Annotated in this window: 8 protein-coding genes; 5 read left to right on the top strand and 3 right to left on the bottom strand. The window is 54.4% G+C overall.

What is annotated here, in order from left to right:
• Positions 1-92 precede the first annotated feature (92 nt).
• The 3 genes from ACFE8Q_RS07385 (at position 93) to ACFE8Q_RS07375 (ending at position 7,328) form a co-directional block, all read left to right on the top strand.
• Positions 93-1,481 carry a glycoside hydrolase family 140 protein gene (locus ACFE8Q_RS07385; protein WP_375444729.1) on the top strand — a complete coding sequence of 463 codons (1,389 nt, stop codon included), beginning with the start codon at positions 93-95 and terminating at the stop codon, positions 1,479-1,481.
• A 255-nt stretch (positions 1,482-1,736) separates the two neighbouring features.
• Positions 1,737-2,987, top strand: a complete 1,251-nt coding sequence (locus ACFE8Q_RS07380) for a DUF418 domain-containing protein (protein ID WP_375444728.1) — start codon at positions 1,737-1,739, stop codon at positions 2,985-2,987.
• A gap of 252 nt (positions 2,988-3,239) precedes the next feature.
• Entirely contained in the window at positions 3,240-7,328 is a 4,089-nt protein-coding gene (locus ACFE8Q_RS07375; RefSeq protein WP_375444727.1) for a two-component regulator propeller domain-containing protein, read from the top strand.
• 69 nt (positions 7,329-7,397) lie between these two features.
• Here the strand turns inward: ACFE8Q_RS07375 and ACFE8Q_RS07370 are convergent, their stop codons facing one another.
• The gene (locus ACFE8Q_RS07370) at positions 7,398-8,486 is read right to left on the bottom strand and encodes a dipeptidase (RefSeq protein ID WP_375444726.1); all 1,089 of its coding nucleotides are present in this window, start codon (positions 8,484-8,486) and stop codon (positions 7,398-7,400) included.
• Between the two features lie 30 nt (positions 8,487-8,516).
• Here ACFE8Q_RS07370 and ACFE8Q_RS07365 point away from each other — a divergent pair, with 30 nt between their 5' ends.
• Entirely contained in the window at positions 8,517-9,323 is an 807-nt protein-coding gene (locus tag ACFE8Q_RS07365; protein WP_375444725.1) for a zinc-dependent peptidase, read from the top strand.
• An 83-nt stretch (positions 9,324-9,406) separates the two neighbouring features.
• On the opposite strand, the gene ACFE8Q_RS07360 is transcribed toward ACFE8Q_RS07365, so the two are convergent.
• Positions 9,407-10,516 carry a D-TA family PLP-dependent enzyme gene (locus tag ACFE8Q_RS07360; RefSeq protein ID WP_375444724.1) on the bottom strand — a complete coding sequence of 370 codons (1,110 nt, stop codon included), beginning with the start codon at positions 10,514-10,516 and terminating at the stop codon, positions 9,407-9,409.
• A gap of 179 nt (positions 10,517-10,695) precedes the next feature.
• On the opposite strand from ACFE8Q_RS07360, the gene ACFE8Q_RS07355 reads away from it, so the two are divergent.
• Positions 10,696-11,259 carry a TetR/AcrR family transcriptional regulator gene (locus tag ACFE8Q_RS07355; protein WP_375444723.1) on the top strand — a complete coding sequence of 188 codons (564 nt, stop codon included), beginning with the start codon at positions 10,696-10,698 and terminating at the stop codon, positions 11,257-11,259.
• 156 nt (positions 11,260-11,415) lie between these two features.
• Here ACFE8Q_RS07355 and ACFE8Q_RS07350 read toward each other — a convergent pair whose 3' ends face one another.
• A complete protein-coding gene (locus ACFE8Q_RS07350; protein ID WP_375444722.1) occupies positions 11,416-14,547 on the bottom strand; it encodes an efflux RND transporter permease subunit in 3,132 nt (1,043 codons plus the stop codon).
• Positions 14,548-14,557 lie beyond the last annotated feature (10 nt).

The following is a 14,557-nucleotide window of genomic DNA, read 5'->3' as shown; positions in this document are numbered from 1 at the left end:
AATAGGAATCGACTTTTCAGGTACGTATGCACGATCAGTGGCATGGCCTGTCCTCGTGGGCCATCCCAACTGTACGGTCAACTCGAAACCTGATGAAAAAGATACGTCTACTTCTTTTGATTATGGCGCTGTCCCGTCTGGCGCTGGCGCAGCAGCCGTTTACGGGTGGCCGACTACAGGTAGCCGACAATAAACGGTATCTGGTCCATCGGGATGGAACGCCGTTTTTCTGGCTGGGCGATACTGCCTGGGAGCTTTTCCACCGCCTGAACCGCGACGAAGCGGACCGTTACCTCAAACGGCGGGCTGAACAGGGGTTTACGGTCGTGCAGGCAGTGGCCCTGGCCGAATTCGATGGGCTTAAGGATAAGAATCCGTATGGAGACGTGCCGTTGCTGGACAATGACCCGACAAAGCCCAGCGATGCTTACTTTAGCCACGTTGATTATATTATCGACAGAGCCGCTCAGTACGGTATCGTCATCGCTTTTCTGCCGACCTGGGGTGATAAGGTTTTTAAAAACACCTGGGGAAGCGGACCGGAGATCTTCAATCCAGCCAATGCCCGCGCCTACGGACGATACCTGGGTGACCGCTATAAAAACCGCGAAAACATTGTCTGGATACTGGGCGGCGACCGGAATCCCCGTGCCGGTTCGGCCGATGTGGCTATCTGGCGGGCCATGGCTGCGGGTATTGAAGAAGGCGTTGGTGGTGCCGACAAGGCCCTGATGTCGTATCATCCACAGCCGAACGGGCTCGATGGCGGTGCTTCGACCTGGTTTTCGCAGGATGCCTGGTTCGATTTTAACATGCACCAGAACGGCCATTGCCGCAACGTACCTGTCTATGATTTCATCGCGGTTTCGTATAACCGTCAGCCCATCAAGCCGACTATGGACGCCGAGCCGATTTATGAAGATCATCCGGTTTGTTTCAACGCCAGCGATCTGGGTACGTCCAACGCGTATGATGTGCGCCTGTATGCCTACCTGGACCTGTTTGCGGGCGCACACGGCCATACCTACGGATGCCATGATATCTGGCAGATGTACAGCCCCAACCGACCAGCCGTAAACGGGCCACATCTGTACTGGCCCGAAGCGCTGGAGTTGCCCGGAGCCAACCAGATGAAGCACGTTCGGCGGTTAATGACAGCCCGCCCACTCCTCGACCGCGTGCCCGATCAGTCGCTGGTTGTGGAGGGTTCCCTCAGCCCGGCCGAGCGGGTTCAGGCCACGCGGGGTACCGATTATGCGTTCATCTATTCGGCGGCCGGAAAGCCATTTACGGTCAATCCGGGTAAGGTGTCGGGAAAGCGTGTTACCGCCACGTGGTTCGACCCCCGGTCGGGCAAAGCCCAGCCAGCCGGCACGTTTGACAATCAGCGGCCCATGCTGTTCAAACCACCCACCCAGGGCTACGGTCAGGATTGGGTGCTGGTACTGGACGATGTCGCCCGGAATTACCCGGCCTTGTAGGGATTCTACAGGATGGACGGATTGTGAAGTTGCTCTCGCATAGCCCTGAGTCTGTCGGCGCCCGCACCGATTCGGCAAGCGGCGGACCGGCCTGATCGAAGGGTCTGTAGCAAAAGAGCAGGACAGGCAAGTGACAGCGCCGTGGGTATACATAGGATCCGTTCAGGTTATTATTTTAACAGCTCATCCCGTTTCTGCTAGCGTTCCGATAAGGTTCTGGATAGCTTTGAGTAAAAACATTCCTACCCTTAATTTATGAATCCTGCCTCACCGTTCACAACGGTTTCCCCGCCAGACGTACCTGGCAAACAGAGTCGTATTCAAGTAGTTGACGCGCTCCGTGGCGTTGCTCTTTTCGGTATCCTGGTGGTCCACTGTGCGCAATGGTTTACCGCCGGATCAATCCCTGGCAGTGTTTATCAAGGCCAGGCCGGCGGTCTGGCCAATGGAATAACGCAGGGCATCATCGGCATCTTTTTCGATGGTAAGTTCTATACGTTCTTCTCCTTTCTGTTTGGGCTGAGTTTTGCACTGATGATGACTCGTTCGCAGGAATCATCCGGTGTGTTTTACCGTCGTTTCGCCTGGCGGTTGCTCATTCTGGGGGCAATTGGTTTCGCGCATCACCTGATGTGGCGCGGCGATATCCTGTCCATCTACGCTATACTTGGTTTCCTGATGCTGCCTTTCGGCAGGTTGCCCAACAAAGTGGTGCTGGTGATTGCGCTGCTGCTGGTGGCGAACGTACCCAACCGGCTACGAACGGTCTATGGAACATACATCAGTCCACCCGCAAAAACGGACCCGAAGCAGCAGCAGAAATCGTTTGAGCAGGACGCACAGACGTACTACACGGTGTTGACACAGGGTAGCTATCCCGATCTTATTCGGTTCAATGCCAGTGCATTCGATGAAAAAATGCAGTTTCAGGTCGAGAGTGGCCGTATCTACGTCACGTTGGGTTTCTTCCTGCTTGGCCTTTACGCGGGGCGGCGACGGCTTTTTCAACAACTGACCGATATGAAGCGCTGGTTCCGCCGGTTAACGCGCTTTTCCGGCTTCAGTGTGTTAGGCATTACCGCCATTGGCCTGGCGCTGTTCGCCATCTTTGGCAGCGACAAAGCACCACCCGCCTGGGCCATTCAGCTCTTCAACATCCTCTACGACCTGCAATCGGCCCTGCTGACGATCTTCTACATCGCCGGTTTCACGTTGCTGTTCCAACGTCGCTCCTGGGCCTGGACCATCCATCCGCTGGCTTCCGTTGGCAAGATGGGCCTGACCAGTTACGTACTCCAGACGGTTATTGGTACATACCTGTTCTTTGGGTTTGGCCTCGACCTGCTCAACAAAACGACGGTGTGGCAGGCAGCGCTGATCACACTGCCTATCTATCTGGCGCAGGTGCTCTTTAGCCGGTTCTGGCTTGCCCGTTTCCGCTATGGCCCTCTCGAATGGCTCTGGCGTTCGCTAACGTACCTGCGTATTCAGCCAATGCGGGCGTAGGTACGTTCAGCCGCTCAATTCGCTCGATTAAACTGAGTAAACACCAGCTACAACTCACCTTATCGCTGTTGTATGAACCTTGTTTATACAACAGCGAAATAAAACTGTTCCAGGAAATTATTAGCTTAAAGGTCTATTTGCCTTGTATAGTAGCTATTGCTAGTTGTTTTTAGAGAGATGCGGATGGGAAGCAGCAGGTTGTGTTTTGTAATGTGGTTGGGTGTTACATGGCTGATGACAGGGCAAAATGCTGTGAGTCAGCCTGATGTAAAGCATTTTAGTAACCTGAGCATTGAGGAGGGATTATCCCAGAGTAGTGTATACACCATCGCGCAGGATAAGAAAGGCTTCATGTGGTTTGGCACCCGTAATGGGTTGAATCGCTATGATTCCCGGCACGTTGTTGTTTATCAAACCCGCAATGGCGTTGCCAACAGCTTGCCATCGAACATTGTCAACAGCCTGATTTTAAACAGGCAGGGGCAACTGTGGGTAGGCACATCAAAAGGAATAGCCTTCTACCGGCATCAGCAGGATGACTTTCAAGCAGTTAATCCCCGGATTGTGGCGACGGGAAAGCTGGCCGATTCAACCATAAATACCCTGCTTGAAGACCGGCAGCAGCGGATCTGGTTTGGTACGCCAAGGGGGCTGTTCAGGATACAGGCCAATACGAATCGGTGCGACCGACTGGTTGACCTGACTGACGGGCACCACGACCTGAGCAATCAGACGATTAGAACCATTTACGAAGGCCGGGACCAGACTATCTGGGTGGGCACCTCGGCCGGGTTGTCCAGACTTAAGCCTACGCGGGCGGGACTGTTTGAACTAACCAATTTTTTCCTGCATGCCGCCGACTCTATTTACCATAACACGTCGAACGGGGTAAATGCGATCGCCGAAGACCGTTTTGGCAGGTTATGGGTGGGCACTGATCGGAATGGTATTGCCCTTCTCGACCAGCGGCAGGGTAACGTACTCTCCTGGAACCCCGCCCCCGGCCTTGATTTGAGCACCCAGACCGTCCGGACAATTTTGCCCGATGGTAAAGGGAATTTCTGGGTAGGCACCATGACAGGGCTACACATTATTGCCCAGGATGGGAGCCGGTTTACAACGCACATGAATCAGCCGATTGACCCTAGCTCCCTGAGCGACAATTCGATACGATCGTTGTTTCGGGATCGTGACGGGTCATTCTGGGTGGGCTCCTATTTCGGCGGTGTCAGTATGTACAGTCCGCTGGCCCGGCAGTTTGGCTCCTATCGCCCGGTCGATAGCCGGGGGGGAATGCCGTTCAAAATTTCGGGGCCAATGCTATCTGCCAGCAACCCGGCTCAGCGCTGGCTCGGCACCGAAGACAAGGGACTTTTTCTGCTGAACGCGGATAAAACGATTGCCCATCATTATAGCCATGACCCCAAAAATAGCCAGTCGCTCACCAACGACAAGGTGAAATGTCTGTTGGCCGAGGGACCGAATGGTCTCTGGGTGGGGACACTCAAAGGGCTCAATTACATTGACTTACGTAAAAGAACGGTTACCCGCTACCTGCACGAGCCGAATAACCCGCATTCATTACCCGACGATCATATTTATGACCTGAAACGGGACGCACAGGGAAAACTCTGGATCGCTACTTACTTTGCCGGCCTTTGCCAGTTCGATGAAAAAACGAACTCATTTACATCACTCCGCCATCAGCCAGACCGGCAATCGTCGATCAGTTCCGACAATACGACCAGCCTGTTACTTGATAGCCGGCAACAACTGTGGGTGTGCACCATTCACGGCTTGAACCGGAAAATTACGGGCCAGAACGCCTTTGTTCGCTATTACCAGCAAAACGGGGACAGTACGTCGTTGAGCAGCAATCATGCAGTTTGTTTGCTGGAAGATCGGCAACATCGACTGTGGGTTGGCACCCGCGATGGCGGCCTGAATCTGTTACTGCCCGATCAACGGTCGTTTCGCCACTTCACAACAACGCACGGTCTGCCCAGTAACACCGTATTTGGTATTCAGGAAGACCAGCGTGGCAGGCTGTGGATCAGTACCGATAAGGGGCTGGCTCAATTTGATCCCCAAACGAACCGATTCATCTCCTACGATCGGCACGATGGGCTGATCTGTAAAGAGTTTACGCCCAATTCCACTTATCAGGATGAGCGCGGCAATCTCTATTTTGGCGGCTACAACGGCATTGTCATGTTCCATCCAGACAGCATTCGCCGCAACACGAAGGCACCTAAACTAGCGTTCACCCAGCTTCGCCTGTTCAATCAACCGGTTGCTGAGCTAGCTGATGAACTGAATGTTGACTCGGAGGATGGGCTTACGTTCACCTACCAGCAGAACGTTTTCTCGCTGGATTTTGCCGCATTCAACTATATCAATTCGCCCAAAAACCGCTACGCCTACCAACTGGTGGATTTTGATAAGGACTGGAATTACGTCAGTGAACCACAGGCTACCTACATGAATCTACCGGCGGGGAATTACCTGCTTCGGATAAAAGGGACAAACAACGATGACGTCTGGAACAGTAAACCACTGGAACTGAAAATAACAGTACTGCCGCCGCCCTGGAAAACAGGCTGGGCGTATGGCCTGTATGTGCTTACGTTCCTTGGCCTGTTGCGGTTGTGGTCGGGCTTTAATCAGAGTCGGCTTCAACTGGCTCATGACCTGCAGGTAGAACATGACGAGAAAACCCGGCAGCAGGAGCTTCACCAGATCAAGCTGAATTTCTTTACCGAGATCGCCCACGAAATCCGGACGCCGTTAACGCTGGTAAAGGCACCGATCGAAGTGCTGGCAAGTCAATATGCGGGCGATATGGCTGTTCAAAAGCAGTTGTCGATTATGCGGAATAGTACCGACCGCCTGTTACGGCTGCTGAACCAACTGCTCGATTTTAGGAAACACGAAACCGGCAATATTCAGCTCCAGAAACAGGAAGTCGACCTGGTTGCGTTTCTGCGCACCATCACCGACTCGTTTGCCGAACACGCCCGTACGCACCGTATTACGTTGCTCAATGAATCGGAGGTAGCCACACTCCATACCTGGATTGATGCAGAAGAACTGGAAAAAGTAGTGTCGAACCTGCTGCTGAATGCGTTTAAGTTTACACCGACAGATGGAACAGTCTCGGTGCGGCTACAGCAGGATTTCACCTTGTTGAATGGGGAAGAAAATGCGGTTATCCTCATTGAAGATACTGGGCAGGGCATTTCGGCGGGGGATATCGACCATATTTTCAACCAGTTCTATCAGGTCAATCAGCCAAAAACGCGCGACTCTGGCTTTGGCCTGGGTCTTGCCCTGAGCAAGCATATCATCGAGCAGCACGGCGGGCAAATCAATGTTGAAAGCCGGAAGGCAACCAGTCTACAGTCGGGCTATACCCGCTTTACAATCAGTTTGCCCGTCACGGTTTCTGGTCCGCTGCCTACACCGACGAAGCCCGCGTTTGCTCCCGAACCGTCGCTGTCTTTGCCACAGGCACAACCGCCTGTGGGGCCACCAATAGGCATAGTCAATACAGAAAATGCCGACCGGCCGATCGTGTTACTCGTTGAAGATCAGGATGATATTCGGATTTATATTCGCCATTTATTCTCGGATACCTATCAGGTGATCGAGGCGGCTGATGGTGCCGCAGGCTGGGAAAAAGCGTCGCGGTTGCTGCCTGATATCGTGATTGCCGACGTGGCCATGCCGATCATGGACGGTTTTGCGCTCACGCATCGCCTCAAATCCGACCCGCGAACGAGCCATATTCCGGTGATTATCCTGACGGCCAAAGATACGGTAGACAACCAGTTGACCGGCCTGGAAACTGGTGCCGACGACTACCTCACCAAGCCCTTCCACCCAATTCTGCTCCAGGCGCGGGTAAGCAACCTGCTGGCCCTCCGCGACCAGTTGAAAGCCAAATATAACCGGCTCGTTACGCTGCAACCCCAGGCGCAGGAGCTAGACCACCCGGACGCCAAATTCCTGAACCAGCTTATGGTTGTGCTGGATCGACACCTTCAGGACCCTGAGTTTAACGTGACAAGTCTGGTGGGTGAAATAGGGATGAGCCGGCCCGTTTTGTTCCGTAAGGTGAAGATGCTGACGGGCCTGTCGGTCATTGATCTGTTACGAACGACTCGCCTGAAAAAAGCCGAACTGTTGCTCAAGCAGCGTAAAGCCAGTGTATCAGAGGTCGCCTTCGCCGTTGGCTTCAGCGATCCCAAGTATTTCAGTCGTGCGTTCCGCGCCCAGTTCGGCATGACGCCTACTGAGTACAGCATTCAGGCAAACGAGCCGGTGCTCGAAACGCCGTAGGCTGGGTACGTTAACGTACCTGAAGGGCCAAGCGTTGGCAATGTCAATGTCCTGCCTGAACACACTCCCTCACTGGGCCGACCATGCGGTGTGCAAAAAACGCAGGCCGTTTCCGTGAAAAATGGCGGCTACATCGTCGGGGCTGTAACCGCGTTTCAGAAGTAGCCCGCGTAAATTCTGCACATCGGCGATCGTATCCAGATCGGCGGGCGACTGTTCGAGTCCGTAGGTGCCGTCGAGGTCGGAGCCGATGGCGCAGTAGCGTGACGAGCCGGTAAGCTGGCAAATGTGATCGTAGTGATCGATCAGTGTCTCGAGTGTTACGCCGAACGTGTGCGACTGGAAGGGTACCCGTTGGGTGAGGCCCGGTTTGAGCATCCAGGCATCCAGACAGCCGCCAATGATAGCCCCGCGCTCGGCGAGCCGAATAATCTGACCATCGGTGAGTTGCCGTTGGTGCGGCACCAGCGACCGGCAGTTGTGATGGCTGGCCCAGATCGGTCCTTGGTAAAGCTCAAGCGCCTGATCGAATCCGTCGTCGGTGAGGTGGGTTACGTCCAGAATCATGCCCAGCGCATCCATTTCGCGGAGCAAATCGCGGCCCATCGGGGTTAGCGGGCCGCTGAGGCCGGTGCCGGGTGCGTAACGGCCTGTGCTATAATGGGCCGGGCCAAGTGCCCGCAATCCGTAGGCGTAGGCTTTTTCCAGGTACGTCAGGTTCACCAGTGAATCAGCTCCTTCGAGGCTCAGGATGAAGCCGATAGGTTTCTGTTCGGTTGGAATCGAGGCGTCGAGCCACATCGCCACGTGCTCGTCGAGTTGCTGGCGGTTGGTGATCTGCCGCATCCAGCCGTCGTCTTCCATGCTCTGATACCAGGCGAGTTGCGCCTGCGTCATGGCCCAGGCCTGTTGCGGCGAGTTCCAGCCTGCGCCGGGTAAACTGCTGTCTGTCTGATTAAAACGGGCAATCTGTGTAGCCACCACCAGGCCAATCTGCCCCCGGCGAAGGTCGGGCAGCGACACGACGCCCCGACTCCGGTCGGGCTTATCGGTCATGCCCTGCTCCGACAGGCGAATCGTGGGTACGTTCTGTCGGTAGTCGCGGTTCCACTCAATGGCATTTAGCGCCAGATCAAGGTGGATGTCGAAGGTAAACATGTTGTCGCGGGCGGAGTTAGTAGTGAATCTATGCTATATTTCCTTATTCTGCTCGTTGTGGCGGGGCTGCTGTGGTGGCTCCTCGCCCGGACTAAAAAGGCGGTGGTGGATCCACTTGACCCCGATCATGTAACGCTACTGGCGCAGAACGTGCCATATTACCAATCGTTACCTGATGATCGTAAGGAATCATTTGCTAATCGGGTAAGTCAGTTTCTGGCAAAAGTTACCATCGAGGGCGTCGATACAGAGGTTGACGAACTCGATAAGGTGTTGATTGCCAGCAGCGCGATTATTCCCATTTTTGCCTTCGACGGCTGGGAATATCCCAACCTGACTACGGTGTTGCTTTACCCGGGTACGTTCAACGAGTCGTACGAAACCAAAGGCGAAGACCTGGCAATCATGGGTCAGGTAGGCGAGGGGGGCGCCTTACAGAGTACGATGGCGCTCTCCAGACCGGCTTTACGGAACGGCTTTGCGGTTGAAACCAGCAAAGAGAATACCGGCATCCACGAGTTTGTTCATCTGCTCGACAAGGTAGACGGTGCCATCGACGGCACGCCGGCATACATGATTCCGAAGGAATACCTCCAGCCCTGGATTCGACAGATTCATCGAACTATCAACGAAATAAAAGCCAGTAAGTCGGACATAAACCCGTATGGAATTACCAATGAAGCGGAGTTCTTCGCAGTCGTGTCGGAGTACTTTTTCAAACGCCCCGACCTGTTGCAGGCTAAACACCCGGAATTGTTCACGTTGCTCGAGCGCATCTTCCGGCAAAATCCGCTTGAGCCGGATAAAGTGATACCGAACGAATCTGGAGAAGAATAGTAACACGGGTTTCAACCCGTTTTTAGTTTCCCCTAAACAGTCACTCGCTGCCACAGTCTTCTTTTGCTAAAACCCGTGTTCCGTTAAATCGTCAACTGACGCGCTCTAGCCGTGACGGGCCAGGTATCCGTGACCAGTCCATCGGTAACAACTTTTACCGACTCGTAGAGCGCGACGGTTGGACAGATGTGTTTTGGAACGCCGTACCAGACCTCGCCGGGCAGGTGCTGGCGGGCATTGGGTACGTTCACAACCAGGTGTTCTTCGCTCTGGCCAATGAGCTGTACGTCAGGATGCTCGAAGAACAGCACGCGGGGTTGCGGATTTTCGGCGGCTACCGATTTATGGCCCAGATCGAGCGTCAGGGTAGATTCATCAATTACCGAAATGACCCGCGTTATTAATACGGCAGCAATCTCGTAAGGCAGATCGGGCAACAGAGCAGCGTAGCCCGCATCCCAAAAAACGAACGTACCTGGACTCGTCTGTACGCGTTCGCCCTTTCGTTCCGCATGAATCGTTGAGGTTGGCGTACCGCCCATAATGAGCGTCAGTGGCTTCTGCCGCGCGTTTTCGATTGCCTGTCGGGCGTTGCTGGCCAACGCATACCCTACGTCGGCGTGGCTGGTGCGCGTGGGTACGTCGGTGTCGCGGATGTGGCCATCGTAGCCATGTAGCCCCATCAGCCGGATACCCGGCAAACTGGCGCAATCAGCCGCGAGCTGTACGGCGGCGGTAGGGGAGATGCCGGTACGCCCCATACCAATATTTAGGTCGATATACACGGCTAATGGGTTGGCGGCGAACACATTGGAGAGTTGCCGGGCTGTTTCCAGGTTGTCGATCAGGCAGGCGAAATGAGTAGCTGGGTACGTTGTCGTTAACGCAAACAGGCGGGTCATTTTGGGGCCGACAACCGGGTAGGCCAGCAACACATCGGGCGCACTAGCCTGGGCCAGCATCTCGGCTTCGGCAATGGTAGCGCATTTGAACTGGTAGATGCCTGCCGCCAGCATCAGTTGGGTTACCGCCGCCATCTTGTGCGTTTTCACATGCGGCCGGAGTCGATCGACACCACCCGCCAGCCGGATCGCCGTCTGGATGTTTTTTTTCACCCGGTCGGGATAAATCAGCAACGACGGCGAGTCAACGTCATCGGCGTTTTGGACGGTATACCAGTTGGAAGTAGACATTGGGAAAAATGACTGTGTGCTTAATGACGGCAAGTTGTAGTAAAGGCCGGCAAATTGGTGCGGCAAAACCAAATAAAGCGGGTGTTCCTATCAACTTTTCTACTGGCGTGAACCCGTGTGTGTCCTGCACACTCCCGAAATCTGATAGCCATTTTTTTGTTTTGCCTGTTAAGCAATTGATGAAAGAACGGATTATCACGGAAGCCAGGCAGTTGTTCAATCACTTTGGCGTGAAGACCGTCCGGCTGGACGATATTACCCATCAACTGGGCATTTCGAAGAAGACGCTCTATCTGTACTTCGAAAATAAAGAAGATCTGGTGCAGCAAATGCTGGAAAATCAGTTGAACGAAAGCCTGGATGAAGCGGACGCTATCCAGGCGCTGGAAGCCAATGCCATTACGAGTGCGTTACGCATATGGGACCGGCTGATTCATTATAAACAGACAGTCAACCCCAGCTTACTGCTGGATATTGAGCGCCACTACTTCACCGCCTGGCATCTTTTTCAGACGTTTAAAGCCCATTACATCAACACAATTCTGGTTACCAACCTTCGGGCTGGTATTGAGCAGGGTTTATACCGTCCTGATCTGAACATCACGGTGCTGGCCTGGCTCTGGGTAGAGCAAAGCCAGATGGACGTACCTACCAAAGGCGATGAGCAGGCGATCAAATACCATTTCGTGCGCGGCCTGCTCACGCAGAAAGGATTGGCCGTATATGAAACGGAAGGTGTCTAGTTCGTCCTGTTAACCTTGCAGTTCTGATACTGGCTATTCGGTTTGCAAGGTGACATTGATGGTTTTGTTAGGCCGTATACTACCCGATTCGTGATGTTACAAACCAAAAGGCCGATCTGGATCCAGATCGGCCTTTTTTACTTTCGCGCAGTGGCCTTAACTAATCGCTTTGGCGACTTCCAGTTCCTGCGGCTTCTGGGGAATTACTTTTTTCCTGGTGAAGCGGGCAATGAGCCGGTCTACCACAAGATACATGGATGGGACAACGAGCAGCGTCAACAGGAGCGAGGAAGTCAGACCGCCGATGATGACCCAGGCCATGCCGTTTTTCGTTTCAGCACTGGCGCCGCTGGCTAAGGCGATGGGCAACATACCCAGAATCATCGCCAGAGTGGTCATCAGAATGGGGCGCAACCGTTCTTTACCCGCTTCGATCAGCGCATCGACTACCTCGTGCCCTTCCGCTTTCAACTGGTTGGTAAAGTCAACGATCAGGATGGCGTTCTTGGCCACCAGACCCAGCAACATGATCATACCCACGATAGCGAACACGGTCAGGCTTTCCATGGTCAGGGCCAGGGCAAGCAACGCGCCGATCAGCGCAACGGGAATGGAGAACAGTACCACAAAGGGGTAGACCACGCTTTCGTAGAGGGCCACCATGATGAAATACACCAGCAGAATGGCAATGCCCAGGGCCAGACCCAGGCTACCGAAGGCGTCGGACTGTTGCTGCAACTGACCAAGGTACTGGATCGACACACCTTCGGGTAGTTTCTCCTGCGCCATCTTCGCCTGAATATCGGCACCTACCGTACCCACCGGACGACCAACTACCTGTGCGTTGATGGTGATCGACGACAGCCGGTCGATGCGCTCCAGTACACTTTCACCCACCTGCTCCTGCACCGTAGCAAACTGTGACAGTTCGAACGTTTTGCCCTGGTTGTTTACGAACGTCAGGCGCGACACATCGGATGCCTGCGTGCGGTCGAACTGGTCGAGGCTCACCAGAATATCGTATTCATTTCCGTTCTGCTTGAACTTCGACAGGTCATTGCCCCGGAAGGCATTTTGCAGGGCAATACCTACGTCGGACGCGCTGATGCCCAACTGCGCCATTTTATCGCGGTTCAGGTTGACTGTCACTTCCGGCTTCGGATCTTTCACCGAATACTTCACGTCCTGCGTGCCGGGTACCGACGCCGTTACCTGTTTGACCAGTGCGGCGGCTTTCCGAATATCGGCCAGGTTAGTGCCTTTCACGGCGATCATGATGGGGGCCTGCGACGCACCGACAATGCCAACGGGCGCTACCGTTACCCGAACGCCGGGGATCTGGCTCACTTCGTTTTTCAGCATCTGACCAAACTGCTCGGTCGATAGTTTGCGCTGCTTTTTGTCGATCAGCTTCACGTTCATATCGGCCAGATTACTGTTGGCCGACGTACCCAGCCCGGTGCTGCTGTAGCCAATGTTACTGAATACATTGGTTACTTCCGGGTGCTTCAGGATGATCTGCTCGGCCCGTTGCGCTACGGCGTTTGTCTGGTAAATGGACGCGGTGGGAGCCAGCTCGATCTGCACACTCATTTCGCCCTGATCACTCTGCGGCATAAACGCCGCGCCAATGAAACCAGCCGGGACGAGGTAAATAGAGCCGACCAACAGCACAATCACCGACAGGAAGATGTACCGTTTGTGGCCCAGCACCCAGACCAGAATCCGGCCGTAAGCGTTGGTCAGCCGGTCGATCATGCGCTCGAAACCGAGGTTCAGTTTACCCCAGAGTGAGTTTGGATTTAATACTTCGATCTTGCCGAAGCGCGAGGCCAGCAGTGGCGTGAGCGTAAACGATACCAGTAAGCTCATCAGCGTTGAGAAAACCACAACCAGGGCAAACTCGCGCAGGATGTTCCCGATCAGGCCGCCGGTCATGGCCAGGGGTACGAATACTACTACGTCGACCAGCGTAATGGCCAGGGCGGTAAAACCAATTTCACTCCGACCGTCGAGGGCGGCCGTTCGTTTGTCTTTGCCCATTTCAAGGTGTCGGTTAATGTTTTCCAACACCACGATCGAGTCATCGACCAGGATACCAACCACCAGCGAGAGGGCCATTAGCGTCATCAGGTTCAGCGAAAAGCCCATCAGGTACATCAGCGCAAACGTCGGAATCATGGACGAAGGCAGGGCAACCAGTACGAACATGGCCGATCGGAAACTGTGCAAGAACAACAGCATCACCACCGACACGATCAGGATGGCCAGGCCCATATCGAACACCACCGCGTCGGCCGACGCCAGCGTATAGATCGATTGGTCAGACGCAATGTTGAATTTCAGGCCAACGTTGGCGTATTGCTTCTCCAGTTGCTTGATCTTTACCTGCGCCTGCTGGCTAACCGACACGGCGTTGGCATCCGACTGCTTCTGAATCTGGACACCAATGGATGGCTGCGCGTTGATGTGGTTGATGGCCGTTGGCTTGGTACTGGCGTCAACCACTTCGGCCACGTCTTTCAGCAGCACCTGCGAACCATCGGCCCGGTTGGCTACGATCAGATCACGCAGCCGATTCACCGTTTGCACCGAGGCATCGAACCGAATCGAATATTGCGACTGCCGCGTTTCCAGTTGCCCGGCCGGATAGCTGGCATTGGCCGCGTTGATGGCCTGCGATACCTGACCGATGGACACGCCGTAGCCGCGTAGTTTTTCGGTATTCACGTTCACCTGAATCTGGCGCTCGTTCCCACCAATAATGTTCACCTGCCCAACGCCCGATACGTTCGAGAGCTGTGGCTTGATGTCATTGTTGATCAGGTCATACAGGGCCGTCGGCGACATATTGGCCGTGACACCCATCCGCAACACCGGTATTTCGTCGGTCGAGAACTTGTTCAGAATGGGCCGGTCGGCGGCGTCGGGCAGTTGGTTCAAAATCTGCTCGATCTTGCGTTGGGCGTCCTGTTGGGCCAGCGTGGTGTTTACGCCGTTTTTCAACTGGATAATCACGCTCGACACGCCTTCCTGCGAGGTCGACGTCATGCGGTCGAGGCCTTCCAGTGCTGATAGCGCATCCTCGATTCGCTTGGTTACGTTGGTTTCCACTTCATCGGCCGAGGCCCCGCGGTAGACCGTGGCTACGCTGATGACGTTGGCCTCGAACTTGGGCAACAGGTTGTACGAAAGCTGCTTGTAACTCAGGAAACCGAACAGGATCAGAACGGTAAAAATCGTCGTCACCAGCAGCGGCCGTTTAACGGCTATTTCGGAGATTGACATGGCTTTATTG

The organism is uncultured Fibrella sp., assembly GCF_964250085.1.
Classification (GTDB): Bacteria; Bacteroidota; Bacteroidia; order Cytophagales; family Spirosomataceae; genus Fibrella.
The sequence above is the reverse complement of the archived record's forward strand: the minus strand, read 5'-3'. Positions and strand labels throughout refer to the sequence as shown.

Excerpts from the sequence above, each read along its gene's own strand:
- ACFE8Q_RS07385 (WP_375444729.1), top strand. The coding sequence starts at position 93 with ATGAAAAAGATACGTCTACTTCTTTTGATTATGGCGCTGTCCCGTCTG.
- ACFE8Q_RS07380 (WP_375444728.1), top strand. The coding sequence starts at position 1,737 with ATGAATCCTGCCTCACCGTTCACAACGGTTTCCCCGCCAGACGTACCT.
- ACFE8Q_RS07370 (WP_375444726.1), bottom strand. The coding sequence starts at position 8,486 with ATGTTTACCTTCGACATCCACCTTGATCTGGCGCTAAATGCCATTGAG.
- ACFE8Q_RS07365 (WP_375444725.1), top strand. The coding sequence starts at position 8,517 with ATGCTATATTTCCTTATTCTGCTCGTTGTGGCGGGGCTGCTGTGGTGG.
- ACFE8Q_RS07360 (WP_375444724.1), bottom strand. The coding sequence starts at position 10,516 with ATGTCTACTTCCAACTGGTATACCGTCCAAAACGCCGATGACGTTGAC.
- ACFE8Q_RS07355 (WP_375444723.1), top strand. The coding sequence starts at position 10,696 with ATGAAAGAACGGATTATCACGGAAGCCAGGCAGTTGTTCAATCACTTT.
- ACFE8Q_RS07350 (WP_375444722.1), bottom strand. The coding sequence starts at position 14,547 with ATGTCAATCTCCGAAATAGCCGTTAAACGGCCGCTGCTGGTGACGACG.